The 25,494-nt window shown below is 52.0% G+C and carries 22 protein-coding genes, 1 tRNA gene, 2 rRNA genes and 1 pseudogene; 21 read left to right on the top strand and 5 right to left on the bottom strand.

Features of this window, described 5'->3' with window-relative positions; translation table 11 throughout:
* Positions 1-228: 228 nt before the first annotated feature.
* The gene (csrD, locus tag ACHHZ6_RS05780; protein ID WP_182919029.1) at positions 229-2,169 is read right to left on the bottom strand and encodes an RNase E specificity factor CsrD; all 1,941 of its coding nucleotides are present in this window, start codon (positions 2,167-2,169) and stop codon (positions 229-231) included.
* Positions 2,170-2,350: 181 nt separating this feature from the next.
* Between csrD and ACHHZ6_RS05775 the strand changes: the two genes are divergently transcribed.
* From ACHHZ6_RS05775 to ACHHZ6_RS05710, 14 genes and pseudogenes are all read left to right on the top strand, one after another.
* Entirely contained in the window at positions 2,351-3,325 is a 975-nt protein-coding gene (locus ACHHZ6_RS05775) for an MDR family oxidoreductase (RefSeq protein ID WP_395121900.1), read from the top strand.
* A 77-nt stretch (positions 3,326-3,402) separates the two neighbouring features.
* Complete coding sequence (gene msrP / locus ACHHZ6_RS05770; RefSeq protein WP_395121899.1) at positions 3,403-4,404, top strand: protein-methionine-sulfoxide reductase catalytic subunit MsrP; 1,002 nt, start codon at positions 3,403-3,405, stop codon at positions 4,402-4,404.
* Positions 4,405-5,004: a protein-methionine-sulfoxide reductase heme-binding subunit MsrQ gene (msrQ, locus tag ACHHZ6_RS05765; protein WP_182272832.1), complete on the top strand. Its 600-nt coding sequence runs from the start codon at positions 4,405-4,407 to the stop codon at positions 5,002-5,004.
* Between the two features lie 234 nt (positions 5,005-5,238).
* Positions 5,239-5,691: a type II 3-dehydroquinate dehydratase gene (aroQ, locus tag ACHHZ6_RS05760; protein ID WP_025756653.1), complete on the top strand. Its 453-nt coding sequence runs from the start codon at positions 5,239-5,241 to the stop codon at positions 5,689-5,691.
* A gap of 21 nt (positions 5,692-5,712) precedes the next feature.
* Complete coding sequence (gene accB / locus ACHHZ6_RS05755) at positions 5,713-6,174, top strand: acetyl-CoA carboxylase biotin carboxyl carrier protein (RefSeq protein WP_395121898.1); 462 nt, start codon at positions 5,713-5,715, stop codon at positions 6,172-6,174.
* A gap of 10 nt (positions 6,175-6,184) precedes the next feature.
* Positions 6,185-7,534, top strand: coding sequence for an acetyl-CoA carboxylase biotin carboxylase subunit (gene accC / locus ACHHZ6_RS05750; protein ID WP_182272834.1), 1,350 nt, complete (start codon positions 6,185-6,187; stop codon positions 7,532-7,534).
* A 108-nt stretch (positions 7,535-7,642) separates the two neighbouring features.
* A complete protein-coding gene (locus ACHHZ6_RS05745; RefSeq protein ID WP_182272835.1) occupies positions 7,643-7,885 on the top strand; it encodes a YhdT family protein in 243 nt (80 codons plus the stop codon).
* On the top strand, positions 7,875-9,326 hold the full coding sequence (panF, locus tag ACHHZ6_RS05740) for a sodium/pantothenate symporter (protein ID WP_395122009.1): 1,452 nt from the start codon (positions 7,875-7,877) through the stop codon (positions 9,324-9,326). The genes ACHHZ6_RS05745 and panF overlap by 11 nt, the downstream gene beginning before the upstream one ends.
* A gap of 11 nt (positions 9,327-9,337) precedes the next feature.
* The gene (gene prmA, locus ACHHZ6_RS05735) at positions 9,338-10,219 is read left to right on the top strand and encodes a 50S ribosomal protein L11 methyltransferase (protein WP_182272836.1); all 882 of its coding nucleotides are present in this window, start codon (positions 9,338-9,340) and stop codon (positions 10,217-10,219) included.
* A gap of 5 nt (positions 10,220-10,224) precedes the next feature.
* Positions 10,225-10,380, top strand: a pseudogene (locus ACHHZ6_RS05730) (carbonic anhydrase); the annotation flags it as partial.
* A gap of 330 nt (positions 10,381-10,710) precedes the next feature.
* Positions 10,711-11,676, top strand: coding sequence for a tRNA dihydrouridine synthase DusB (gene dusB / locus ACHHZ6_RS05725; RefSeq protein WP_182919033.1), 966 nt, complete (start codon positions 10,711-10,713; stop codon positions 11,674-11,676).
* A gap of 23 nt (positions 11,677-11,699) precedes the next feature.
* A complete protein-coding gene (fis, locus tag ACHHZ6_RS05720) occupies positions 11,700-11,996 on the top strand; it encodes a DNA-binding transcriptional regulator Fis (RefSeq protein ID WP_000462905.1) in 297 nt (98 codons plus the stop codon).
* 179 nt (positions 11,997-12,175) lie between these two features.
* Positions 12,176-12,340: a DUF2556 family protein gene (locus ACHHZ6_RS05715; protein ID WP_114978886.1), complete on the top strand. Its 165-nt coding sequence runs from the start codon at positions 12,176-12,178 to the stop codon at positions 12,338-12,340.
* Positions 12,341-12,481: 141 nt separating this feature from the next.
* On the top strand, positions 12,482-14,563 hold the full coding sequence (locus ACHHZ6_RS05710) for a bifunctional diguanylate cyclase/phosphodiesterase (protein WP_196390555.1): 2,082 nt from the start codon (positions 12,482-12,484) through the stop codon (positions 14,561-14,563).
* On the opposite strand, the gene envR is transcribed toward ACHHZ6_RS05710, so the two are convergent.
* Positions 14,479-15,198: an acrEF/envCD operon transcriptional regulator gene (gene envR / locus ACHHZ6_RS05705; protein ID WP_182272839.1), complete on the bottom strand. Its 720-nt coding sequence runs from the start codon at positions 15,196-15,198 to the stop codon at positions 14,479-14,481. The genes ACHHZ6_RS05710 and envR overlap by 85 nt on opposite strands.
* 400 nt (positions 15,199-15,598) lie before the next feature.
* On the opposite strand from envR, the gene ACHHZ6_RS05700 reads away from it, so the two are divergent.
* The 7 genes from ACHHZ6_RS05700 (at position 15,599) to ACHHZ6_RS05670 (ending at position 25,019) form a co-directional block, all read left to right on the top strand.
* Positions 15,599-16,738 carry an efflux RND transporter periplasmic adaptor subunit gene (locus ACHHZ6_RS05700; protein ID WP_182919035.1) on the top strand — a complete coding sequence of 380 codons (1,140 nt, stop codon included), beginning with the start codon at positions 15,599-15,601 and terminating at the stop codon, positions 16,736-16,738.
* Positions 16,739-16,749: 11 nt separating this feature from the next.
* Positions 16,750-19,863, top strand: a complete 3,114-nt coding sequence (locus tag ACHHZ6_RS05695) for an efflux RND transporter permease subunit (protein WP_182919036.1) — start codon at positions 16,750-16,752, stop codon at positions 19,861-19,863.
* A gap of 293 nt (positions 19,864-20,156) precedes the next feature.
* A complete protein-coding gene (locus ACHHZ6_RS05690) occupies positions 20,157-20,378 on the top strand; it encodes a lipoprotein (RefSeq protein ID WP_008502867.1) in 222 nt (73 codons plus the stop codon).
* A gap of 487 nt (positions 20,379-20,865) precedes the next feature.
* Complete coding sequence (locus ACHHZ6_RS05685; protein ID WP_395121897.1) at positions 20,866-21,891, top strand: amino acid ABC transporter substrate-binding protein; 1,026 nt, start codon at positions 20,866-20,868, stop codon at positions 21,889-21,891.
* A 67-nt stretch (positions 21,892-21,958) separates the two neighbouring features.
* Positions 21,959-23,140, top strand: a complete 1,182-nt coding sequence (locus ACHHZ6_RS05680; protein ID WP_182272843.1) for an amino acid ABC transporter permease — start codon at positions 21,959-21,961, stop codon at positions 23,138-23,140.
* 9 nt (positions 23,141-23,149) lie between these two features.
* Positions 23,150-24,253 (top strand): amino acid ABC transporter permease, encoded by a 1,104-nt coding sequence (locus tag ACHHZ6_RS05675; RefSeq protein WP_182272844.1) that lies wholly within the window; start codon positions 23,150-23,152, stop codon positions 24,251-24,253.
* A 7-nt stretch (positions 24,254-24,260) separates the two neighbouring features.
* On the top strand, positions 24,261-25,019 hold the full coding sequence (locus ACHHZ6_RS05670; RefSeq protein WP_014072042.1) for an amino acid ABC transporter ATP-binding protein: 759 nt from the start codon (positions 24,261-24,263) through the stop codon (positions 25,017-25,019).
* Positions 25,020-25,123: 104 nt separating this feature from the next.
* Here ACHHZ6_RS05670 and rrf (ACHHZ6_RS05665) read toward each other — a convergent pair.
* The 3 genes from rrf (ACHHZ6_RS05665) to rrf (ACHHZ6_RS05655) form a co-directional block, all read right to left on the bottom strand.
* A 5S ribosomal RNA gene (rrf, locus tag ACHHZ6_RS05665) occupies positions 25,124-25,239 on the bottom strand.
* Positions 25,240-25,282: 43 nt separating this feature from the next.
* A tRNA-Thr gene (locus ACHHZ6_RS05660) sits at positions 25,283-25,358 on the bottom strand.
* 14 nt (positions 25,359-25,372) lie between these two features.
* A 5S ribosomal RNA gene (rrf, locus tag ACHHZ6_RS05655) occupies positions 25,373-25,488 on the bottom strand.
* Positions 25,489-25,494 lie beyond the last annotated feature (6 nt).

The raw sequence follows: 25,494 nt of genomic DNA, 5'->3' as shown, positions 1-25,494 counted from the left end.
ACCAACCACACGCAGCAGCGACAAGGCGCAAAAATCATCTGCTACGGTGAAAATTAGTGCAGTACGTTTCCTTTGTTACAAATTAATCCCCTGAGTCCCTCAGGGCTGAGTAAACAGTGCGTCCCTCACTTTCATTTGTAACTCTTTAAGGTCGTTCACTGGCTTTTTGCTCGTCATACTCAAAGCTACAGGCGCGATATTCTACGTGAAAACAAATTAAACGGCAGGTCAAACAGAGTATCTTTGCAAATATTTTTTCACATTGGTGTCAAGCGGCTGAGAGGTAGCAAAAAAATCCCCCTGACCTCCCGTCACACCGCGCTCTGTCAACATCTGCCATTCGCTTCTCGAACGCACACCCGTGGCAAATACCTGCGTTTGCGTTCCTTTGCACGCTTCCACCAGGCTCTGCACCAGCAGCTGGTTTTCTGTACGCTTTTCGATATTCCTTACCAGCCCTGGATGCAGTTTCAATAATTCAACATCCAGCTCCTTGATCCAGTTGGTGCTGACCAGCGTCAGACCCGCCTGCGTGACTGCCACACGCGCACCGAGTGCATTGATCAAACGTACCACCGGGCGTAACCGGCTGATGTGTTGACCTACATCTGCCTCTGCAAGTTCAAAAATAATGTGTTTGCGTTGCGATTTTTCGCATTGCATTAATGTATCGCGCAACCAGCGTTGAAAACGCGGGCGAATTAACGACTCCACGGTAACCTGTAGCGCAAGGGTCTCTTCAGGCCAGAATGACAAAAACGGAATCAGCCGGGTAATTTGCTGGCGGTCATATTCTTCGGAAAGACCAAATTGCAGCACTATGGGCAGGTATTCCGCAGAGATAACCTCTTCCGTACCGTCAAATATACGACACAGTAATTCGCGGTGATGGACATTGCCGTTTTTCATGACCGCCGGTTTTTGGTAGATACGTGGCCCACCGCGACTCAGCATTTGCTCAATCAGCGTTCGCCAGCGCACATTACCGCGCCCTTTTTCCGGTAGCGAGTCGTCATAAACCGCCCAGCCATTCGCCCCCTGCAACACGGCGTTGCGGGTTGCCGCTTCTGCATGTTCCATCACCTGTTCTGTCGACTGCCCCCCGCGCCAGGCACAAATCCCTATATGCACCATGTCGTCTCTGTCGAGCATTTTGCTCTGTGGCAGCGCATCCACGGCCTTCAGCAGCTGGCTGGCAATGCTTTCCGACTCCTTCAGCGTGCGGTGAGGTAACAGTACGGCAAAGTCGCTGCGGTGATAACGAGCCAGCAGCGACCCAGGGTAGCGCATAATAAAAGTGGAGAGCAGGTTGATAAGCGTAAAGAGATTTTCTTCCGCCACATTCCTTCCCCAGGTATCGCGAAGCAGATCGAAATCGGGCAGACGGATCATCATGACCACCCCGTGTGTCCCCACTTTTTCCGGATCGTCCAGCAATGTAGCCAGCTGGTTATCAAAGAACAGGCGGTTGTTCAGACCTGTTTTATTATCCTGCGCAGCATAGGATCGGATCAGCGTATCCATCCGGCTACGCTGATCGCTGGCAAACTGGATTTCGGAAAGCAGTACATCCAGCGCACTGCTGGTGTGTGACGGCCATTCATAGACCGAGCCGCGCACCTGCGGGCCGCGTTCACCGTTCAGTATCCGCACTGAACGGGTCTCCAGTAACTCCTGGCCGGAGAGCTGACGACGCAGCCAGCGAACCGCGAGGAAAATCAGCAGCACAATAAAGGCCACAGAGAGCGTCAGCGGTGCGGTGGTCATTAATGAATGGAAGTAATTAGCCATCGGGTCCAGATAGACCATACGGATAGCCATGCCAGGATGTTTAAGCGAATGTACCGTTACTTCCCGATACTGACTTACGGTACCGGCTGGACGATAGCTTCCCTGTCGGGCATGGCTGAAAACCGTCAGCTTTCCCTGTGTGATGTCGACCTGGACAATATCAACAGGCACCATCAACTCATCCAACTCAAGCGACAGCGCCGGGAATGAGGTAGTGATCAGGCGAGTATCAATAACCGATGCAACCGACTGAACCCGATCAACCAGCTTGTCCTGAATCGCGTTATAAAAGCTCAGGGAGCAGCCAATCAGGGTGACAAAAATGGTAAGCCCCGTTAGCAGCGTGATAAAAGCTGAGAATTTCGTCGTTAATCGCATCCTTGAGATTACTCCGTGGGTTGATGTGGTAGCGAGTAAGTACTAACTTGCATTTCAGATGCGACATACTATCAAACCAAATGTATCTGGCAATTTATTGCGTTACATCGGCATTGCATTTCAATGAGCGAGTATAGTCTCAGAAATTATTTTCCTGTCACCATAGTAACGAGGATCCTGTATGCAGGCTTTGATCTTAGAACAACAGGACGGCAAAACCCTTGCCTCGGTGCAAACCGTTGAGGAGAGCCGCCTGCCGGAAGGTGAAGTAACCGTCGACATCGACTGGTCCAGTCTGAACTATAAAGATGCCCTGGCCATCACAGGCAAAGGTAAAATCATCCGCAATTTCCCGATGGTGCCAGGCATCGATTTTGCGGGCCGCGTGCATACAAGCGAAGATCCCCGCTTCCATGCAGGACAACAGGTGCTGCTCACCGGTTGGGGCGTAGGCGAGAATCACTGGGGTGGTCTGGCAACGCAGGCGCGTGTTAAGGGCGACTGGCTGGTGCCGATGCCGAAAGGTCTGGATGGCCGCAAAGCGATGATCATCGGCACTGCAGGCTTTACCGCCATGTTGTGCGTGATGGCGCTGGAAGATGCCGGTATCCGTCCTGAGTCCGGTGAGATTGTGGTGACCGGTGCCAGCGGGGGTGTCGGCAGCACTGCGGTAGCGCTGCTGCATAAACTTGGGTATCAGGTTGCTGCGGTATCTGGCCGCGAAAGCACGCATGACTATCTGCGTCAGCTCGGCGCAAGCCGCATCCTCGGCCGCGAAGAGTTTGCCGAAACCCGTCCGCTGGAGAAACAGATCTGGGCAGGTGCGGTAGATACCGTTGGCGATAAAGTCCTTGCGAAGGTGCTGGCGCAGATGAACTATGGCGGTTGCGTAGCGGCCTGCGGTCTGGCGGGAGGATTTGCCCTGCCAACGACAGTGATGCCATTTATTCTGCGTAATGTGCGTCTGCAGGGGGTGGACTCCGTCATGACGCCAGCGGTGCGCCGTGCAGAGGCCTGGGAGCGTCTGGTGCATGACCTGCCGGAATCGTTCTATGCCCAAAGTGCAACCGAAATCACCCTCAGCCAGGCTCCTGAGTATGCCAGTAAGATTATGGACAACCAGTTCCACGGTCGCGCGCTGGTGAAAATTGTCTAATCTTCAAATTTTCGTGACATATTCGCGATAAGCCCTCTCCTCCGTCATGCTTAGAAAAACGCATGACGGAGGATGCCATGAAAAACCGAAAACTGACGGAAGCCGACGTAACGGCGGAATCTGTCTTTATGTTACAGCGCCGCCAGATCCTGAAAATGCTTGGCATTAGCGCCACCGCCCTGACGCTTACCCCTGCAGCGCATGCCGACCTTCTCGACTGGTTTAAAGGCAACGATCGTCCGAAAGCCCCTTCCGGCGCGCCGCTCACCTTTACGAAACCCGCCCAGTGGCAAAACGCACTCACGCTGACGCCGGAAGACAAAGTCACCGGCTATAACAACTTCTACGAATTTGGCCTTGATAAGGCCGATCCTGCCGCCAACGCGGGGGGAATGAAAACCGATCCGTGGACGCTGAAAATTGATGGCGAAGTGGCAAAACCGCTGACGCTGGATCATCACGATCTCACCACCCGTTTTCCACTGGAAGAGCGTATTTACCGCATGCGCTGCGTGGAGGCATGGTCAATGGTCGTGCCCTGGGTAGGTTTCCCGCTGCATAAGCTGCTGGCGCTGGTTGAACCCACCAGCAACGCGAAATATGTCGCCTTCCAGACGCGCTACGCCCCGGACGAGATGCCGGGACAAAAGGACAGGTTTATCGGGGGCGGGCTTGAGTATCCTTACGTAGAGGGATTACGTCTCGACGAAGCAATGCATCCCCTTACGCTGCTAACCGTGGGTGTTTACGGTAAAGCGCTCCCGCCGCAAAACGGCGCACCCATCCGCTTAACCGTGCCGTGGAAATATGGCTTTAAAGGGATCAAATCCATCGTCAGCATTAAGCTGACCCGCGAACGTCCACCGACCACCTGGAACCTGGCCGCGCCAGACGAATACGGCTTTTTCGCCAACGTCAACCCGCATGTGGATCACCCACGCTGGTCGCAGGCCACCGAGCGTTTTATCGGCTCGGGCGGCGCGCTGGATGTGACGCGTCAGCCCACGCTGCTGTTTAACGGCTATGCGGATGAAGTGGCCTCCCTCTATCGTGGACTGAATTTACGGGAGAACTTCTAAGTGCGTTTAACCGCAAAGCAGATAACCTGGCTGAAAGTCATCTTACATTTAGCAGGATTGCTTCCTTTTATCTGGCTATTCTGGGCCACCAGCCACGGCCTCTTTAGTGCTGACCCGGCAAAAGATATTCAGCACTTCACCGGTAGGATGGCTCTGAAATTTTTACTGGCAACCTTGCTGGTATCACCGCTAGCGCGCTACGCTAAGCAGCCATTATTGATACGAACCCGTCGGCTTTTGGGGCTATGGTGCTTTGCCTGGGCCACGCTGCATCTGACCAGTTACGCGCTGCTGGAGTTAGGGATTAACAACCTGGCACTGCTGGGTCGCGAACTGGTGACGCGTCCTTATCTGACGTTAGGTATCGTCAGCTGGCTGGTTTTACTGGCATTAGCGCTGACATCAACGCAGTTTGCGCAGCGAAAACTGGGCAGGCGCTGGCAACTGCTGCACAACTTCGTCTATCTTGTCGCGATCCTCGCCCCCATCCATTACCTGTGGTCGGTGAAGATCCTCTCCCCGCAGCCGATCCTCTATGCGCTGCTGGCTCTGGCGCTTTTAGCGTGGCGTTATAAGAAGTTCCGCCAGTGGTTGCGATAGTTCGCGAAACTGTGCGTTTTCCCGCAGATTGCTTATCAACCGCGAATCTTTTTCGGATAGCGGTTGATAATCTTCCCTGATAAGACCAGTATTTAGCTGCCAAATGCTACGAAATCGTTATAATGTGCGACTTCGGTTTTCCGAACGGGGGTTTTAGGCCTCTGAAAAGATGACAATCGTGCTTTGAAGGTATATTTTGTTTTTTACCGGAAAATCACAGGAGATAGCGGCATAATGGCTGATAAATTCCAGATCTTAGTTTTGAACGGACCGAACCTGAACATGCTCGGTACCCGTGAGCCAGAGAAGTATGGCACGCTGACATTGAGTGAAATTGTTAACCGTCTTGGCACGGAAGCAGCCTCACTGAATGTAGATTTGGACCATTTTCAGTCAAACGCGGAGTACGCACTCATCGACCGTATTCATCAGGCTAAAGACAACGTGGACTATATCCTGATCAATCCGGCCGCGTTTACGCACACCAGTGTTGCTATTCGCGACGCACTGCTCGCGGTAAGTATCCCGTTTATCGAGATCCACCTGAGTAACGTGCACGCCCGAGAGCCGTTCCGCCATCATTCCTACCTTTCGGATATCGCCGCTGGCGTTATCTGCGGGCTGGGCGCTGACGGTTATTCATACGCTTTACAGACAGCGGTAAAACGTTTGTCACAATCACACTAAACAAGAGTACGGAACCCACTCATGGATATTCGTAAGATTAAAAAACTGATCGAGCTGGTTGAAGAATCAGGTATCTCCGAACTGGAAATTTCTGAAGGCGAAGAGTCTGTACGCATCAGCCGTGCAGCGCCAGCCGCTAGCTTCCCGGTAATGCAGCAAGCTTACGCTGCGCCAGTGCAGCAGCCTATGCTCTCCGCAGCCGTTGCGCCAGCAGCAGAAGCCGCGCCTGCAGCCGCTGCAGAAATCAGTGGTCACATCGTACGTTCCCCAATGGTTGGTACTTTCTACCGCACCCCAAGCCCGGACGCGAAAGTGTTCATCGAAGTGGGTCAGAAAGTCAATGTAGGCGATACCCTGTGCATCGTTGAAGCCATGAAAATGATGAACCAGATCGAAGCAGACAAATCAGGTACTGTGAAAGCGATTCTGGTCGAAAGTGGTCAGCCGGTAGAATTTGACGAGCCGCTGGTCGTCATCGAGTAACGAGGCGAACATGCTGGATAAAATTGTTATCGCCAACCGCGGCGAGATCGCACTGCGTATTCTTCGTGCCTGCAAAGAGCTGGGTATTAAGACTGTCGCTGTGCACTCAAGCGCGGATCGCGATTTAAAACACGTATTGCTCGCGGATGAGACGGTCTGTATTGGCCCGGCTCCGTCCGTAAAAAGCTATCTGAATATCCCGGCTATCATCAGCGCCGCTGAAATCACTGGCGCGGTGGCAATCCATCCGGGTTACGGCTTCCTCTCTGAGAACGCCAACTTTGCTGAGCAGGTTGAACGCTCAGGCTTCATCTTCATCGGCCCGAAAGCTGACACTATCCGCCTGATGGGCGACAAAGTGTCTGCAATCACCGCCATGAAGAAAGCCGGTGTACCAACCGTACCCGGCTCTGACGGCCCTCTGACCGACGATATGGATGCTAACCGTGCTCATGCTAAACGCATTGGCTACCCGGTTATCATCAAAGCGTCTGGCGGTGGCGGCGGTCGCGGTATGCGCGTTGTGCGCAGCGATGCTGAACTGGCTCAGTCCATCTCCATGACCAAAGCTGAAGCGAAAGCCGCTTTCAGCAATGACATGGTGTACATGGAAAAATACCTGGAAAACCCACGCCACATCGAAATTCAGGTGCTGGCTGACGGTCAGGGTAACGCTATCTATCTGGCAGAACGTGACTGCTCCATGCAGCGTCGTCACCAGAAAGTGGTCGAAGAAGCACCAGCACCGGGCATTACCCCGGAACTGCGTCGCTACATCGGCGAGCGTTGCTCCAAAGCGTGTGTCGATATCGGCTATCGCGGCGCGGGTACCTTTGAGTTCCTGTTCGAAAACGGCGAGTTCTACTTCATTGAGATGAACACCCGTATTCAGGTTGAACACCCGGTTACCGAAATGATCACCGGCGTTGACCTGATCAAGGAACAGCTGCGTATTGCAGCGGGTCAGCCTCTGTCCATCAAACAGGAAGAAGTTGTGGTTAAAGGCCATGCGGTAGAATGCCGTATCAACGCCGAAGACCCGAATACCTTCCTGCCAAGCCCGGGTAAAATCACGCGTTTCCACGCGCCGGGTGGCTTTGGTGTACGTTGGGAGTCTCATATCTACGCCGGTTACACCGTACCGCCGTACTATGACTCAATGATCGGTAAACTTATCTGCTACGGCGAAAACCGTGATGTGGCAATTGCCCGCATGAAGAACGCCCTGCAGGAGTTGATCATCGACGGTATCAAAACCAATATTGACCTGCAGATGCGCATCATGAGCGATGAGCACTTCCAGAATGGTGGGACTAACATCCACTATCTTGAGAAGAAACTCGGTATGTACGAGAAGTAAGACTGCTGCAACGCTAAAAGGCCGGATTATCCGGCCTTTTTTATTTCTGGGGATTGCAAAGCCCCATCATGTACAATCCCCGCTTTCTTCATCCACAAGGGACAAAAAATGGACAAGCGTTTTGTTCAGGCCCATAAAGAAGCGCGCTGGGCGCTGTGGCTGACCCTTCTCTATCTTGCCGCTTGGTTAGTAACTGCTTACTTACCAGATTCAGCTGTTGGTATTACCGGCCTGCCGCACTGGTTTGAAATGGCGTGTCTGCTGGTACCGTTGATTTTTGTTCTGCTCAGCTGGCTGATGGTGCGCTTTATCTTCCGTGATTTTTCGCTGGAGGATAATGATGCAAACTGAAATCATCACCGTGCTGGTTATCTATTTAATTGTGGTGTTTGGTCTCTCTTTCTACGCCATGCGCAAGCGCAGCACCGGGTCGTTCCTGAGCGAATATTTCCTCGGCAGCCGTTCGATGGGCGGATTCGTGCTGGCCATGACGCTGACCGCCACCTATGTGAGCGCCAGTTCGTTTATCGGTGGGCCGGGTGCCGCTTACAAGTACGGGCTGGGCTGGGTATTGTTGGCGATGATTCAGGTACCGACCATCTGGCTGTCGCTGGGGATTCTGGGCAAAAAATTTGCCATTCTCGCCCGCCGCTACAACGCCATTACGCTTAACGACATGCTGCTGGCACGTTACCAGAGCCGTGCAGTGGTCTGGATTGCCAGTATCAGCCTGATTGTCGCCTTTGTGGGTGCAATTGCCGTCCAGTTCATCGGTGGTGCGCGTTTACTGGAAACCGCCGCCGGAATTAAGTACGAAACCGGGTTGCTCATCTTCGGGATCACCATTGCGCTGTATACCGCGTTTGGCGGCTTCCGCGCCAGCGTGCTAAACGACACGATGCAAGGCATGGTCATGCTGATTGGTACCCTGGTACTGCTGGTTGGGGTGATCTATGCGGCAGGCGGTTTACACAATGCAGTACAAACGCTTGAGCAGATTGACCCTAAACTGGTGAGCCCACACGGTGCTGACGATATTCTGACGCCTGCCTTTATGACATCCTTCTGGGTTCTGGTCTGCTTCGGTGTCATTGGCCTGCCGCACACAGCCGTACGCTGTATCTCCTATAAAGACAGCAAAGCCGTTCATCGTGGCATTGTGATTGGTACCATTGTCGTGGCATTGCTGATGCTGGGGATGCATCTGGCTGGCGCGCTGGGACGTGCTGTATTACCGCACCTGAGCGTGCCGGATCAGGTGATCCCAACGCTGATGGTCGAGGTTCTTCCACCGTGGGCCGCCGGGCTGTTCCTCGCCGCGCCAATGGCGGCAATCATGTCCAATGTGAACGCACATCTGTTGCAGGCTTCAGCCACAATTATCAAAGATCTGTGGCTCAGCGCGCGTCCGGCTAAAATGCATAATGAGCATAAGCTGAAACGCATCTCCACCTGGACAACGTTAGTGCTCGGCATCCTGATGATGTTAGCCGCATGGCGTCCGCCAGAGATGATTATCTGGCTGAACCTGCTGGCCTTCGGCGGGCTGGAAGCTGTCTTCCTCTGGCCACTGGTGCTTGGCCTCTACTGGGAGCGCGCAAATGCTGCCGGAGCGCTGAGCGGAATGATTGTCGGCGGCGTGCTCTATGCCGCCCTCGCAACGTTTAAAATTCAGTATCTGGGCTTCCATCCCATTGTGCCTGCGTTACTGTTAAGTTTACTGGCGTTTGTGGTGGGGAACCGTTTCGGTCAACCCGTCCCACAGCCCGCTATGATTTCTACTGATAAATAAAGAGTTTTGCCATGCCGTGGATCCAACTAAAACTGAATACAACCGGTGCTAACGCCGAAGAGCTGAGCGATGCGCTGATGGAGGCCGGTTCGGTCTCTATCACCTTCCAGGACACGCATGATACGCCAGTCTTTGAGCCGCTGCCGGGCGAGACGCGCCTGTGGGGCGATACCGACGTTATTGGCCTGTTCGATGCAGAAACCGATATGAAAGAGGTTGTCGCCATTCTGGAAAACCACCCGCTGCTGGGCGTGGGCTTCGTGCATAAAATTGAGCAACTGGAAGACAAAGACTGGGAACGCGAGTGGATGGATAACTTCCACCCGATGCAGTTCGGCAAGCGCCTGTGGATCTGTCCGAGCTGGCGTGAAGTTCCCGATGCCAGTGCGGTCAACGTGATGCTTGATCCAGGTCTGGCATTTGGTACCGGCACTCACCCAACAACGTCCCTGTGCCTGCAGTGGCTGGATGGCCTGGATCTGGACGGCAAGACGGTGATCGACTTCGGCTGTGGATCCGGGATCCTCGCCATTGCGGCACTGAAACTGGGTGCGGCGAAAGCCATCGGGATCGATATCGATCCGCAGGCAATTCAGGCCAGCCGCGATAACGCAGAGCGTAATGGTGTATCCGACCGTCTGGAACTCTATCTGCCGGACGCACAGCCAGAGGCCATGAAAGCCGATGTCGTGGTCGCTAACATTCTGGCAGGCCCATTGCGTGAACTGGCACCGTTAATCAGCGTGCTGCCCGTTGAAGGCGGTCTGCTGGGGCTTTCTGGTATCCTGGCAAGCCAGGCAGACAGCGTTTGCGAAGCCTATGCCGATCTGTTCGCGCTCGACCCGGTGGTTGAGAAAGAAGAGTGGTGCCGTATTACTGGTCGTAAAAAATAATCTTCTTCTGGCGTGGTCATCTGACCACGCCCACCTCTGCCTGTATATTTCCCCCGCTCCTGACCCTCTCTGCGGAGCAACTGGCGAAATTCACCCATACGATGCAGCATGACAACAACCGCCCGGTGCAGCCGCTTCATGGCCGCGTCATTGTTGAATAACGTACATTTTTCGCACTGAGATCATGTTCTAAAATGCGATGCAGATCGCAAAGATGCGGGATAATCTGCTGCTAAAAACAGCAGATTATCCCGATCAAGTGATTCATTTATTCAGAAATGATGAGAAGTTACGGGAAATTGTAAGCGACCATAAAATAACCTAATCAACATAACATAATGATTTAAATAATGAATAATTCTCACCAGAACGGCTGAGCGGCGATTCCTTGATCTACAACAGAGGATTGTTCAAAGTTTGGCCTTTCATCTCGTGCAAAAAATGCGTAATATACGCCGCCTTGCAGTCACAGTATGGTCATTTCTTAACTCATGCGCATCGGACACCACCAGCTCAGAAATCGCCTGATCGCAGCCCCTATGGCAGGTATTACCGACCGGCCGTTCAGGACGCTGTGCTATGAGATGGGAGCAGGTTTAACCGTATCCGAGATGATGTCGTCTAACCCGCAGGTGTGGGAAAGCGATAAGTCCCGCCTTCGGATGGTGCACATTGATGAACCCGGTATTCGCACCGTGCAAATTGCCGGAAGCGTACCTGAAGAAATGGCAGATGCCGCGCGTATCAACGTGGAAAGTGGTGCCCAGATTATTGATATCAATATGGGTTGCCCGGCCAAGAAAGTGAATCGCAAGCTTGCAGGTTCAGCCCTTCTGCAATACCCCGACCAGGTGAAGTCAATCCTGACGGCGGTTGTCAGCGCAGTGGACGTCCCTGTTACGTTGAAGATTCGCACGGGTTGGTCGCCGGAACACCGTAACTGTGTAGAGATTGCCCAACTGGCCGAAGACTGTGGCATTCAGGCCCTGACCATTCATGGACGCACCCGCGCCTGTTTGTTCAATGGTGACGCTGAATACGACAGCATTCGGGCAGTTAAGCAGAAAGTTTCCATTCCGATTATCGCGAATGGTGACATTACTGACCCGCTTAAAGCCAGAGCTGTGCTCGACTATACGGGAGCTGATGCTCTGATGATAGGACGTGCCGCTCAGGGAAGACCCTGGATCTTTCGGGAAATCCAGCATTATCTGGACACTGGGGAGCTGCTTGCTCCACTGCCGCTGGCAGAGGTTAAGCGCTTGCTTTGTTCGCATGTTCGGGAATTGCATGACTTTTATGGTCAGGCAAAAGGGTACCGAATTGCGCGTAAACACGTCTCCTGGTATCTCCAGGAGCACGCTCCAGATGACCAGTTTCGGCGCACATTCAACGCCATAGAGGATGCCAGCGAACAGCTGGAGGCGTTGGAGGCATACTTCGAAAATCTTGCGTAATGAAATAAAGAGCTGACAGAACTATGTTCGAACAACGCGTAAATTCTGACGTACTGACCGTTTCCACCGTTAACTCTCAGGATCAGGTAACTCAAAAGCCCCTGCGTGACTCGGTTAAACAGGCACTGAAGAACTATTTTGCTCAACTGAATGGTCAGGATGTTAATGACCTGTATGAGCTGGTACTGGCTGAAGTTGAACAGCCACTGTTGGACATGGTGATGCAATACACCCGCGGTAACCAAACCCGCGCTGCGCTGATGATGGGTATCAACCGTGGTACTCTGCGTAAGAAACTGAAAAAATACGGCATGAACTAATTTCGATTAGCTAATTGCTTGTTTAAAAAGGCGCTCTTCGGCATGGGGAAGCGCCTTTTTTATTGCCCGCATTCACGACCGTCAACGCTTTGTAAACCTTCTCTTTTCTCGCTTTTAAACCGCCGCGTTTCGTGTATATTTCCACCACCTTACAGGTTCTCTTCTCCCGGAATGACACAATGATTCGTAAATACTGGTGGCTCGTGGTCTTTGCTATCTCCGTTTTCATTTTCGATGCGTTGCTGATGCAATGGATTGAACTGATGAGCACCGAAACCGATAAGTGTCGTAATATGAATTCCGTGAATCCACTCAAACTCGTCAACTGTTCTGAGCTCGACTAACCTCCTGACATCACCTATAACTTTGTTATCACACATAAAATTAAGGGCTTTAAATCACTTTTAGTCGTTATCTGACGGTGATAATGTCTCAGCCCTTCCGAACCACTCTAGCGTAACGCCTCTCAACGAGTAGAACAGACCATGCTGGTTAGCCAATACAACCAATTCCTCGTCTTCACCTCCTTTGTTGTCGCTATCCTTGCTGCCTATACCGCGCTAAATATGGCCGCGCGCGTCGCCGGAAGCCAGGGTGCCGCAGCCCGTATCTGGCTGGCCGGTGGCGGTATTGCAATGGGCATTGGCGTATGGGCTATGCACTTTATTGGCATGCTGGCGATGGATCTCTCCATGAGCATGAGTTACAACGCCACGTTGACGGTGCTCTCGATGGTCATCGCCATTGGCTCGTCAATGTTTGCGCTGTGGCTCGTCAGTTGCGAGAAGTTACGTTTGCGCCGCCTGTTGCCCGGCGCGCTAGCGATGGGCGCAGGTATTGTCGCCATGCATTACACCGGCATGGCAGCGCTGGAGATCACTCCCGGTATTATCTGGGATAAAACATGGGTGGCCATTTCGGTTGTCATCGCGCTTGCCGCTTCACTCGCCGCATTGTGGCTGACCTTCCGCCTGCGTCACGAAGCCGCACAGGTTGCCCTGATGCGCCTGGGGGCCGCCATCACGATGGGGATTGCCATCGCCGGTATGCACTATGCCGGTATGAAAGCCGCACAGTTTCCGATGTCGACGATGGCACACCACCACGGGATTAACGGCAGCTGGCTGGCGGTTCTGGTGAGCGTGGTTGCGCTCTCCATTCTGGGGATCACATTACTCGTATCCATGCTGGACGCCCGCCTTCAGGCGCGCACCTCTTTGCTGGCCTCTTCTCTTGCAGAAGCTAACCGGGAACTGGCCCAGTTGGCGCTGCACGACACGCTGACGCGTCTGCCTAATCGCATCCTGCTGGAAGACCGTCTCGATCAGGCCATCAGCAAAGCGGACCGCGAAGGGATACATTTTGCCTTGATGTTCATGGATCTCGACGGTTTCAAAGCCATCAATGATGCCTATGGCCATGATGTCGGCGATAAGCTGCTGGTCGCCGTTACGCAGCGTTTGCTGCTCCCCCTGAAAGGCCAGTTCACTCTGGCACGTATCGGGGGGGATGAGTTTGTCCTGCTGACCGAGGCGGAAGGCCCGGATGATGCGGCGTCTCTGGCAAGTTCACTGGTTCGTGCCATTGATAACCCGTTTAATCTGGATCCTTATGAACTGGTTGTAACCCTCAGCATTGGTATTGCACTTTACCCTCACGACGGCAAAACCGATCGTGAACTGATGTTTAACGCGGATGCGGCGATGTACCACACGAAGCATATGGGCCGTAACGGTTATCACTTTTTCCAGCCCTCCATGAACACCCTGGCGCAGTCCCATCTCCAGCTGATGAACGATCTGTGGCTGGCCGTCGAGCGTGCTGAGTTACGCCTGCTCTACCAGCCCAAATTCCATGCCCCGGCAGGACCAATCCTCGGTTTTGAGGCGCTGCTGCGCTGGCAACACCCAAAGCAGGGGTTACTGACGCCAGAGCTGTTCCTGCCGCTGGCAGAAAAAACAGGCCTGATCATTCCTATTGGCAACTGGGTGATCAACGAAGCTTGTCGTCAGCTGCGTGAATGGCACCTTCAGGGGCATCAGAGCTGGTCGATGGCCGTGAATCTGTCGACACTGCAGTTTGAACAACCTTCGCTGGTTAAGACGGTTCTCGGCTGCCTGGCGCGTCACAACGTGCCGCCGGAAATGCTGATCCTTGAAGTCACTGAAACAACGGCAATGAGCAACCCGGAGGAGAGCGTTCGGGTGCTGACAGAGCTAACAGATGCGGGCGTGAAAGCGTCGATTGATGACTTTGGTACAGGGTATTCGAGCCTGTTGTATCTCAAACGCTTACCTGCCTGTGAGTTGAAAATCGATCGTGCTTTTGTGAAAGAGTTAAGTGGCGAAAGCGATGATGCGACAATTGTTTCGGCAATAGTCGCTCTGGCAAAAACGCTGAACCTGAAAGTCGTGGCTGAAGGTGTGGAAACTGAAGAGCAGCAAACGTTTTTGACGGAGCTGGGTTGTAACACCCTTCAGGGCTATCTGTTAGGTAAACCGGTTAGTGCGCTGGATATTGAAGCACTTTGCGAGCACGGAGAAATGTTACCTGACGCTGAACCGTAAATATCATCATAGGGCGGTACTCGCGTAACATGCAGTGTCGCCAGAATGTTATCAACCAGCGCAGGAGCTTGTTGATAAAGATTAAAACTGTCTTTATTCATTAACCAGTTTTTAATTATTCCGCTAAAAAAACCATGAAAAACGATCAACGTCAGTTCAACATTCACCTGTGGTGAAATGAGTTTCTGCGAAATGCATTTTTCCAGCGAAACACGCAGAGATTCATAGTTAAAGCCAATACGTCTTCTGATTTCACACTCTGAAATCATATCGCTATTAAATTCACATTTATGATACAGGATCTGTAAAAGTGCACACTGGCGGGGTTCGTGCGCAATATATTGCAATGCAGTGATGAATTTTTCACGAATGACTAACAACGGATCATCATTTTCGGAAAGAGATAACCGGTCGTGAATAATTTCACGAAACGGTAATTGCTGCTCCCAGATAGCATTAAATATTTCTGATTTGCTGGTGAAATGCCAGTAAACCGCCCCGCGTGTAACCTTTGCAGCATCAGCGATATCCGTCAGCGTCGTGTTGGCTACACCACGCGTGGCAAACTGCGTGATAGCCGCTTCAAGCAGTTGCTGTCGGGTTTTTTGAGCCTCTTCTTTCTTTTTACGTGCCATAGACCTCTACTCATTACTCACATGGTTGATGCATTGTTTGAAAATACAGGCTGGGTTTTGTAAGCAAAAGTATTCCCTAAAATTCATTTTAGTTTTGCACAAAAAAAGTCAATTCAATGAATTTATAATTTATATGAATGTATAAAGACAATTAAATTCACAATGCAGATGCATTAAACTCTTAAAATCTCATTTATCCGATAAACTTATCAGAAACATACTGTTGAATTTACCGGGTCCGATTCTGATTTTTGTATCGCCGCCCATTTATTCGCACTTATAAATTAAAAAACACTAAATACCCTCATTATTATATACAGCTACATTTTGTTTTGTCTCCCCTGCCCCGATCGCCGATCCACGAACGAATATCGGTTAATGGGTATTTAAAGGAACAGTAATGACGAATCACTTCAGACTCTTACCTTTATCCGGTTTTATTGTCTGCGCCGCACTGCTCACCGGATGTGATGGGCAGGAAAACCAGCCACAACATCCGCAAGCGCCTCAGGTCAGCGTTCATATTGTGAAAAGCGCACCACTGGCAGTGACAACTGAACTTCCTGGCAGAACGGACGCTTTCCGCGTCGCGGAGGTTCGTCCCCAGGTTAACGGCATCATCCTGCGTCGCAACTTTACGGAAGGTAGCGATGTGCAAGCGGGCGACTCGCTTTATCAGATTGATCCCGCAACGTATCAGGCGGCGTATGACAACGCCAAAGGGGAGCTGGTAAAAGCACAGGCGGCAGCGAATATTGCCCACCTGACGGTGAAACGTTATCTCCCGCTGGTCGGCACGCAGTACGTGAGTAAACAGGAGTACGACCAGGCGGTGGCGACGGCTCAACAAGCTGATGCCAGCGTTGTGGCCGCACAGGCAGGCGTCGAAAGTGCGCGTATCAATCTTGCCTATACCAAAGTCACGTCCCCTATCAATGGCCGTATCGGTAAATCCAGCGTGACTGAGGGGGCGCTCGTCACCAACGGGCAGGCGACCGCACTGGCAACGGTACAACAGCTTGATCCGATTTATGTCGACGTCACACAGTCCAGCAATGATTTTATGCGACTCAAGCAGACGAGCCTGCAAAAAGGGGATACCACCAGCAGCGTCGAATTGCTGATGGAAAACGGTCAACCTTATCCGCTGAAAGGTACGCTGCAGTTCTCAGATGTCACGGTCGATGAAAGTACCGGCTCGATTACCCTGCGCGCCATTTTCCCAAATCCTCAACACCTGCTGTTACCGGGCATGTTTGTCCGCGCGCGCATTGATGAAGGTACGCAGCCGGATGCCATTCTGATTCCACAGCAAGGGGTGACACGTACACCACGTGGTGACGCAACCGTACTGGTTGTTAACGATAAAAACCAGGTTGAGTCACGTACGGTCGTTGCCCCACAGGCGATTGGCGATCGCTGGCTGGTGACGGAAGGGCTGAAAAACGGTGATCGTGTTATTGTCAGCGGCTTACAAAAAGCCAGACCAGGCACCACCGTCGTCGCCACACCCGACACCGCTGATAATCCTGCCAGTTAAGGGACGACAACATGGCTAATTTCTTTATACAAAGGCCGGTTTTCGCCTGGGTACTCGCCATCATTCTGATGATTGCGGGCGGGCTGGCTATTCTCAAACTTCCTGTTGCACAGTATCCAACCATTGCACCACCCGCCGTTGCCATAACAGCAACCTACCCGGGTGCTGACGCCCAGACGGTGCAGGATACCGTGACCCAGGTTATCGAACAGAACATGAACGGTATCGATAACCTGATGTACATGTCCTCCACCAGCGATTCCGCAGGTAGCGTCACTATCACGCTAACCTTCGAGTCAGGAACAGACCCGGACATTGCGCAGGTTCAGGTTCAGAACAAACTTCAGCTCGCCATGCCGTTGCTGCCGCAAGACGTACAGCAACAAGGGATTGGCGTCGAGAAGTCCAGTAGCAGCTTCCTGCTGGTTGCTGGCTTTGTTTCAGACAATAAAAATCTCACCCAGGATGATATCTCTGACTATGTCGCTTCTAACGTCAAAGATGCGATTAGTCGAACCACGGGGGTAGGTGATGTTCAGCTGTTTGGTGCCCAGTACGCGATGCGCATCTGGCTCGACAGCAATGCGATGAATAAATACCAGCTGACGCCGCTGGATGTTATCAACCAGTTGAAAACACAGAATGACCAGATTGCAGCGGGCCAGTTAGGCGGAACCCCGTCTGTTCCGGGCCAGCAACTGAACGCCTCCATCATTGCGCAAACCCGCCTTAAATCACCGGAAGAGTTTGGCCGCGTGACGCTGAAGGTGAACCAGGACGGTTCTATGGTTCATCTGAAGGATGTGGCGCGCATTGAACTGGGTGGCGAAAACTACAATATGGTCACCAGGATCAACGGACAGGCGGCAACCGGTCTGGGGATTAAGCTCGCAACCGGTGCAAACGCGCTGGATACAGCTGCAGCCATCAAAAGCAAACTGGCACAACTGCAACAGTTCTTCCCGCAAGGGCTAAAGGTGGTCTACCCGTATGACACCACGCCTTTTGTGAAAATCTCTATCCATGAAGTGGTGAAGACACTGTTTGAGGCGATTATTCTCGTCTTCCTGGTCATGTACCTGTTCCTGCAAAACCTGCGGGCGACGCTCATCCCCACGATCGCGGTTCCGGTCGTCCTGCTGGGTACCTTCGCGGTTCTGGCGGCGTTCGGGTTCTCCATCAACACCCTGACGATGTTTGGGATGGTGCTGGCGATAGGTCTGTTGGTCGATGACGCCATTGTGGTGGTCGAGAACGTCGAACGTGTCATGGTTGAGGACAAGCTGCCGCCAAAAGAGGCAACGCAGAAGTCGATGGAGCAGATCCAGGGCGCACTGGTGGGCATTGCAATGGTGCTCTCGGCAGTCTTTATTCCAATGGCCTTTTTTGGCGGATCGACGGGGGCCATCTATCGTCAGTTCTCGTTAACGATCGTTTCGGCAATGGCGCTGTCCGTGCTGGTCGCGCTGATCTTAACGCCAGCGCTATGTGCAACATTACTTAAACCCGTCTCCAGTGAACATCACGAGAAGAAAGGTGGCTTCTTTGGCTGGTTCAATGCGCTCTTTGATAAGAGTGTGGAACATTACAGCAACAGCGTGAGCGGTATTTTACGTAAGACCGGGCGCTATCTGGTGGTGTATGTGATCATCGTTGGCGGCATGGCGGTACTGTTCCTGCGCTTACCCACCTCATTCCTGCCTGAAGAGGATCAGGGGGTGTTTATGACGATGGTTCAGCTCCCCGCTGGCGCGACACAAACGCGAACTCAGCAAGTGCTCGATCAGGTTAATGATTATTACCTGAACAAAGAGAAGGCCAATGTTGAATCCGTCTTTACCGTTAACGGTTTTAGCTTTAGCGGCCAGGGTCAGAACTCCGGTATCGCCTTTGTGAGCCTGAAACCCTGGGAAGATCGGCCTGGTGCGGAAAATAGCGTTGAAGCGATCGTTAGCCGTGCAACGAAAGCATTCAGTCAGATAAAAGATGGCCTCGTATTTCCATTTAACCTGCCAGCAATCATCGAGCTTGGTACCGCAACGGGCTTCGACTTTGAGCTGATTGATCAGGCAAACCTGGGCCATACACAGCTAACTCAGGCACGTAATAAGCTGCTTGGCATGGTTAAAGAGCACCCAGACCTGCTGGTACGCGTACGTCCTAACGGACTGGAAGATACCCCTCAGTTCAAGCTGGATGTCGATCAAGAGAAAGCACAGGCGCTGGGCGTCAGTCTCTCTGACGTCAATCAGACGATCTCGACGGCCTTAGGGGGAACCTATGTAAATGACTTTATCGATCATGGACGCGTGAAGAAAGTTTACGTGCAGGCCGATGCTCATTTCCGCATGCTGCCAGGGGATATCAACAACCTCTATGTGCGCAGCGCAAATGGCGAGATGGTACCTTTCTCCGCCTTTAGCAGTTCTCACTGGGTGTACGGCTCACCTCGTCTGGAACGCTACAACGGGATGCCGTCTATGGAGATCCTCGGCGAATCCGCACCGGGTAAAAGTACCGGTGAAGCGATGGTCATGATGGAGAGCCTCGCAGCGAAACTGCCTTCCGGTATCGGCTATGACTGGACGGGAATGTCATATCAGGAACGGCTTTCAGGTAACCAGGCACCTGCGCTGTACGCCATATCACTGATTGTGGTGTTCCTGTGCCTGGCTGCCCTTTATGAAAGCTGGTCCATTCCTTTCTCCGTCATGCTGGTTGTACCGCTGGGGGTCATTGGTGCGCTTCTGGCGGCGTCTCTGCGCGGGTTGAACAATGACGTTTACTTCCAGGTTGGCCTCCTGACAACGATTGGCTTATCGGCCAAAAATGCCATTTTGATCGTTGAGTTTGCCAAAGACCTGATGGAGAAAGAGGGTAAAGGCATTATTGAGGCAACGCTGGAAGCCTCAAGGATGCGTCTTCGCCCTATCCTGATGACTTCGCTTGCCTTTATTCTTGGCGTTTTGCCACTGGTGATTAGCCGTGGAGCCGGGAGTGGCGCACAAAATGCCGTCGGGACAGGGGTCATGGGAGGCATGCTTTCTGCAACGCTCCTGGCTATCTTCTTCGTACCTGTTTTCTTCGTTGTTGTCCGGCGACGGTTTACAGGCCATAAAGATTAATGAATACCTGAAAGGCACCCCCGGTGCCTTTTTTATTTTTAACTGAAACAGTGAATTAGGTGTCTTATAATCACAGCGTTATTTGCATTAAGTAAAAATGCCCCCCTTACAACACCCTACTTTCGCCATTAATCCATCCGGGTATGTCACCTTTCTCCACGATTTTTACAATCAACATAATTTGAGATTATTCCCCATGCAACGTGGGCTTATCACAGTGGTAAAATAGCCTCCAGTTCGTTAATAGCCCTCCTGGCTTTATAGCGGATGAGAAATAATACTGAGGTAACATCATGAAAAGATTCATTTCCGTTGCACTACTCGCTGCGCTGCTTGCTGGGTGCGCGCACGACTCACCATGTGTGCCGGTATACGACGATCAGGGCCGACTGGTTCATACCAATACCTGTATGAAGGGTACGACCCAGGATAACTGGGAAACCGCGGGTGCTATCGCTGGTGGTGCTGCTGCAGTGGCTGGTTTGACGCTGGGTATCGTTGCCCTGACTAAATAACCCCCAGGGGCATCACTCTTTGAAAGCGCGGCTCTGTCCGCGCTTTTTGCTTTTAAATAGTGCAGCATTTTCAGATAAGTAAAAAAATAGCCCCACCATTTCTCTACAGATTAATTTTAGCCTGAAGCCAGTCACATCTTTTTTGTGTATCTATTTAAATTTCATATTCCATCGTGATGATTTTCACATATTAATTACATTTAATACCCTGCCAATATTCACGCCAGCAACTACCTGATGTTTTTAGCTAACAGATAATCAAACTTTTGCTCTGATTTGTGGCGCAGGTTGTAATTTCGCACCGTTTCGGGGCATTCGATTTATTTAACCCTGTCTACACTCAGCATTATGCGTTCACTTGTCTCTTATTTTGTTGAGCGCAAAACCTGGCATTACGTTTGCTTTATAAACGTTGGCCAATGCCACAGACAGGTCAAAGCGTTTAAAACGCCTCTATAACGATAAATTTCGCCACACAGGATGCATTATGAAAAAGACGATGATAGCCAGCCTGGCCGCCGCGGGCGTGTTGTTTGCTGTAGCGGGTCAGGCCCATGCGGGTACGACACTGGACGCCGTGAAAAAGAAAGGGTTTGTACAATGCGGTATCAGTGACGGTTTGCCTGGCTTCTCTTATGCCGATGCGAACGGCAAATTTACGGGTATTGATGTTGATGTCTGCCGTGGCGTAGCCGCTGCCGTTTTCGGCGATGACAGCAAAGTCAAATATACCCCGCTGACGGCGAAAGAACGTTTCACGGCGCTTCAGTCTGGCGAAGTTGATATGCTCTCCCGTAATACCACCTGGACTTCCTCCCGTGACGCGGGAATGGGAATGTCATTTACCGGGGTCACCTATTACGACGGCATTGGTTTCCTTACCCATAATAAAGCGGGCCTGAAAAGCGCCAAAGAACTGGACGGTGCGACCGTTTGTATTCAGGCTGGTACCGATACCGAGCTTAATGTCGCTGATTATTTCAAAGCGAATAACATGAAGTACACCCCAGTGACCTTCGATCGTTCTGACGAATCAGCCAAAGCACTGGAGTCCGGTCGTTGCGATACGCTGGCATCCGATCAGTCGCAGCTGTATGCCTTGCGTATTAAGCTCAGCAACCCTGCGGAGTGGATTGTCCTGCCTGAAGTTATCTCCAAAGAGCCTCTTGGGCCGGTTGTCCGCCGTGGCGATGAAGACTGGTTCTCTATCGTTCGCTGGACATTGTTCGCCATGCTGAACGCAGAAGAGATGGGCATCAACTCGAAGAACATTGATGAAAAAGCAGCCAACCCTTCCAACCCGGATATGGCACATTTGCTGGGTAAAGAGGGTGATTTCGGCAAAGACCTGAAGCTGGATAACAAGTGGGCCTACAACATCATCAAACAGGTTGGTAACTACTCTGAGATCTTTGAACGCAATGTGGGATCGGAAAGCCCGCTGAAGATCAAACGTGGCCAGAACAATCTCTGGAATAACGGCGGCATTCAGTACGCACCGCCAGTTCGTTAAGCATTTGCTGTAACGGGCACTGCGCACGCAGTGCCCAGTCCAGAGTCATGGTTACCGAGGTTTCTTTATGTCCCATCACCGCCCAATCGTAAAAGGATCGTTATCCTTTTCTCATCCCGCGGTCCGCGCCTGGCTATTCCAGATTATTGCTATCATCGCGGTTGTGGTCATCGTCGTTTATTTAATTCATAACACGGTTACCAACCTGAATAATCGCGGTATCACCTCCGGCTTTGCATTTCTGGATCGCAGCGCGGGTTTTGGTATTGTTCAGCATCTTATTGATTATCAGGAAGGAGATACGTACGGACGCGTGTTTGTGGTCGGCTTACTGAATACGCTGCTGGTTTCAGCACTCTGTATTGTTTTCGCCTCCATACTGGGATTCTTTATTGGCCTGGCCAGATTGTCAGAAAACTGGCTGCTGCGAAAACTGTCGACAATTTATATTGAGACGTTTCGCAATATCCCGCCACTGTTGCAGATCTTTTTCTGGTATTTCGCCGTACTGCGTAACCTTCCAGGTCCACGCCAGGCTGTCGATGCATTCGGCCTGCTTTTCCTGAGTAACCGTGGACTTTACATTCCCTCACCACAGGTTGCGGAAGGGTTGTATGCTTTTATCGCCGCCATTGTGCTTGCTCTTGTGATCTCTGCAGGGCTATTCCGCTATAACCGTAAACACCAAATCAAAACGGGTCAGCTTCGTAAGACATGGCCAACTGCGGTTGCCCTTATCATCGGTCTGCCGTTACTGACACACTGGCTGTTTGGTGCCGCGTTGCACTGGGATATTCCGCATCTTCGTGGTTTTAACTTCCAGGGTGGGATGGTATTAATCCCTGAACTGGCATCCCTGACGCTGGCGCTTTCGATTTATACCTCTGCATTTATTGCTGAAATCATTCGCGCGGGGATCCAGGCCGTGCCATATGGGCAGCATGAAGCTGCACGCTCTCTGGGATTACCGAATACGGTGACGCTTCGTCAGGTCATTATTCCGCAGGCTTTACGGGTCATCATCCCGCCACTGACCAGCCAGTACCTCAATATTGTCAAAAACTCGTCCCTGGCAGCAGCCATTGGCTACCCCGATATGGTGTCACTGTTCGCCGGAACCGTACTTAACCAGACCGGGCAAGCCATTGAAACCATCGCCATTACCATGTCTGTCTATCTGATCATCAGCCTGGCGATCTCGTTGCTGATGAACCTTTATAACCGCCGTATCGCCCTGGTTGAGCGCTAAGGAATTCTGATGACTAAAGCAATATTGTCGCACTCCTCGCGTCCTGCCCGCTCGACAGGTGGGCGCGTTATTCTCTGGGCACGTAAGAACCTGTTTTCCAGTTGGAGCAATAGCCTGCTGACAGTTGTCTGCCTGTGGCTCATGTGGGAATTAATCCCACCATTGCTGAACTGGGTCTTTTTGCAGGCGAACTGGGTGGGTTCAACTCGCGCTGACTGCACGAAAGCAGGCGCATGCTGGGTATTTATCCACGAGCGTTTTGGCCAGTTCATGTATGGATTGTACCCGCACGAACAACGCTGGCGGATTAACCTGGCGCTTGTTATCGGTTTGCTCTCTATCGCCGTGATGTTCTGGAAAAAACTGCCTCACCGTGGCCGCTACATTGCCTGCTGGGCAGTTGCCTATCCCATTATTGTATGGGTGCTGTTGTATGGCAGCGTTCTGGGGCTGGATCGTGTTGAAACTCGCCAGTGGGGCGGCCTGACGCTAACGTTGATCATCGCCTCCGTCGGGATAGCCGGCGCACTGCCGTGGGGAATTTTACTCGCACTTGGACGGCGTTCAAAAATGCCGGTCGTACGTGTGCTCTCCGTCATTTTCATTGAGTTCTGGCGTGGTGTGCCGCTTATCACCGTTCTGTTTATGTCTTCGGTGATGTTGCCGTTGTTTATGGCAGAAGGCACGACGATCGACAAACTGATCCGGGCCCTCGTCGGGGTAATTCTGTTCCAGTCGGCCTATGTTGCTGAGGTAGTACGCGGTGGTCTGCAGGCATTACCTAAGGGTCAGTACGAAGCAGCGGAATCACTGGCATTGGGTTACTGGAAAACGCAGGGGCTGGTGATACTCCCGCAGGCACTCAAGCTGGTTATTCCTGGTCTGGTCAACACAATCATTGCGCTCTTTAAAGATACCAGTCTGGTGATCATCATCGGACTTTTCGATCTCTTCAGCAGTGTGCAACAAGCCACCGTTGACCCTGTCTGGCTGGGCATGTCCACCGAGGGATATGTCTTTGCTGCTCTGATCTACTGGATCTTCTGTTTTAGCATGTCGCGCTATAGCCAGCATCTGGAAAAGCGCTTTAACACCGGGCGTACACCGCACTGAGGAAATTATGAGCCAGATTACTATGACACCCGCCGACGCGATGATTACGCTGGAAAACGTCAATAAATGGTACGGACAGTTTCACGTCCTGAAAGACATTAATCTTAAGGTAAAGCAGGGTGAACGAATCGTACTTTGCGGCCCTTCAGGTTCAGGGAAATCAACGACCATTCGCTGTATTAACCACCTTGAGGAACATCAGCAGGGTCGCATTGTTGTTGATGGCATTGAGCTGAATGAAGACATCCGCAACATCGAACGCGTGCGTCAGGAAGTGGGGATGGTGTTTCAGCACTTTAATCTGTTCCCCCACCTGACCGTTTTGCAGAACTGCACGCTGGCACCGATTTGGGTGCAAAAGATGCCGAAAAAGGAAGCCGAGGCGCTGGCGATGCACTATCTGGAACGCGTGCGTATTGCAGAGCACGCCAATAAATTCCCTGGGCAGATATCAGGTGGTCAACAACAGCGTGTGGCTATCGCCCGTTCACTGTGCATGAAACCCAAAATTATGCTGTTCGATGAGCCAACATCCGCGCTGGATCCAGAAATGGTGAAAGAGGTGCTGGATACCATGATTGGGTTGGCCCAATCCGGGATGACCATGTTGTGCGTAACACATGAAATGGGGTTTGCCAGAACTGTGGCCGACCGGGTGATCTTTATGGATCGTGGAGAGATTGTTGAGCAGGCACCACCGGATGAATTCTTTGCGCATCCGAAGTCCGAACGTACCCGGGCATTTTTGTCACAGGTGATTCACTAACCGTTTGATCTGTCCGGTGACGCTACGCTTACCGGGTTGACTGGTTTACGGAAAATATAACGCAAAAAGGCCATCCTTACGGATGGCCTTTTCACTTGTTTGATGTCTGGCAGTTCCCTACTCTCACATGGGGAGACCCCACACTACCATCGGCGCTACGGCGTTTCACTTCTGAGTTCGGCATGGGGTCAGGTGGGACCACCGCGCTAAAGCCGCCAGACAAATTCTTTTACTTCTTGCCGAACTTTAACCTAAGTATAAAGTGGTGCTGATACCCAGAGTCGAACTGGGGACCTCACCCTTACCAAGGGTGCGCTCTACCAACTGAGCCATATCAGCACGCTAAATTTGATGCCTGGCAGTTCCCTACTCTCACATGGGGAGACCCCACACTACCATCGGCGCTACGGCGTTTCACTTCTGAGTTCGGCATGGGGTCAGGTGGGACCACCGCGCTAAAGCCGCCAGGCAAATT

This window comes from Enterobacter cloacae complex sp. 2024EL-00214 (genome assembly GCF_043945575.1).
GTDB lineage: Bacteria > Pseudomonadota > Gammaproteobacteria > Enterobacterales > Enterobacteriaceae > Enterobacter > Enterobacter cloacae_P.
The sequence above is the reverse complement of the archived record's forward strand: the minus strand, read 5'-3'. Positions and strand labels throughout refer to the sequence as shown.

Excerpts from the sequence above, each read along its gene's own strand:
- csrD (WP_182919029.1), bottom strand. The coding sequence starts at position 2,169 with ATGCGATTAACGACGAAATTCTCAGCTTTTATCACGCTGCTAACGGGG.
- ACHHZ6_RS05775 (WP_395121900.1), top strand. The coding sequence starts at position 2,351 with ATGCAGGCTTTGATCTTAGAACAACAGGACGGCAAAACCCTTGCCTCG.
- msrP (WP_395121899.1), top strand. The coding sequence starts at position 3,403 with ATGAAAAACCGAAAACTGACGGAAGCCGACGTAACGGCGGAATCTGTC.
- aroQ (WP_025756653.1), top strand. The coding sequence starts at position 5,239 with ATGGCTGATAAATTCCAGATCTTAGTTTTGAACGGACCGAACCTGAAC.
- accB (WP_395121898.1), top strand. The coding sequence starts at position 5,713 with ATGGATATTCGTAAGATTAAAAAACTGATCGAGCTGGTTGAAGAATCA.
- accC (WP_182272834.1), top strand. The coding sequence starts at position 6,185 with ATGCTGGATAAAATTGTTATCGCCAACCGCGGCGAGATCGCACTGCGT.
- ACHHZ6_RS05745 (WP_182272835.1), top strand. The coding sequence starts at position 7,643 with ATGGACAAGCGTTTTGTTCAGGCCCATAAAGAAGCGCGCTGGGCGCTG.
- panF (WP_395122009.1), top strand. The coding sequence starts at position 7,875 with ATGCAAACTGAAATCATCACCGTGCTGGTTATCTATTTAATTGTGGTG.
- prmA (WP_182272836.1), top strand. The coding sequence starts at position 9,338 with ATGCCGTGGATCCAACTAAAACTGAATACAACCGGTGCTAACGCCGAA.
- dusB (WP_182919033.1), top strand. The coding sequence starts at position 10,711 with ATGCGCATCGGACACCACCAGCTCAGAAATCGCCTGATCGCAGCCCCT.
- fis (WP_000462905.1), top strand. The coding sequence starts at position 11,700 with ATGTTCGAACAACGCGTAAATTCTGACGTACTGACCGTTTCCACCGTT.
- ACHHZ6_RS05715 (WP_114978886.1), top strand. The coding sequence starts at position 12,176 with ATGATTCGTAAATACTGGTGGCTCGTGGTCTTTGCTATCTCCGTTTTC.
- ACHHZ6_RS05710 (WP_196390555.1), top strand. The coding sequence starts at position 12,482 with ATGCTGGTTAGCCAATACAACCAATTCCTCGTCTTCACCTCCTTTGTT.
- envR (WP_182272839.1), bottom strand. The coding sequence starts at position 15,198 with ATGGCACGTAAAAAGAAAGAAGAGGCTCAAAAAACCCGACAGCAACTG.
- ACHHZ6_RS05700 (WP_182919035.1), top strand. The coding sequence starts at position 15,599 with ATGACGAATCACTTCAGACTCTTACCTTTATCCGGTTTTATTGTCTGC.
- ACHHZ6_RS05695 (WP_182919036.1), top strand. The coding sequence starts at position 16,750 with ATGGCTAATTTCTTTATACAAAGGCCGGTTTTCGCCTGGGTACTCGCC.
- ACHHZ6_RS05690 (WP_008502867.1), top strand. The coding sequence starts at position 20,157 with ATGAAAAGATTCATTTCCGTTGCACTACTCGCTGCGCTGCTTGCTGGG.
- ACHHZ6_RS05685 (WP_395121897.1), top strand. The coding sequence starts at position 20,866 with ATGAAAAAGACGATGATAGCCAGCCTGGCCGCCGCGGGCGTGTTGTTT.
- ACHHZ6_RS05680 (WP_182272843.1), top strand. The coding sequence starts at position 21,959 with ATGTCCCATCACCGCCCAATCGTAAAAGGATCGTTATCCTTTTCTCAT.
- ACHHZ6_RS05675 (WP_182272844.1), top strand. The coding sequence starts at position 23,150 with ATGACTAAAGCAATATTGTCGCACTCCTCGCGTCCTGCCCGCTCGACA.
- ACHHZ6_RS05670 (WP_014072042.1), top strand. The coding sequence starts at position 24,261 with ATGAGCCAGATTACTATGACACCCGCCGACGCGATGATTACGCTGGAA.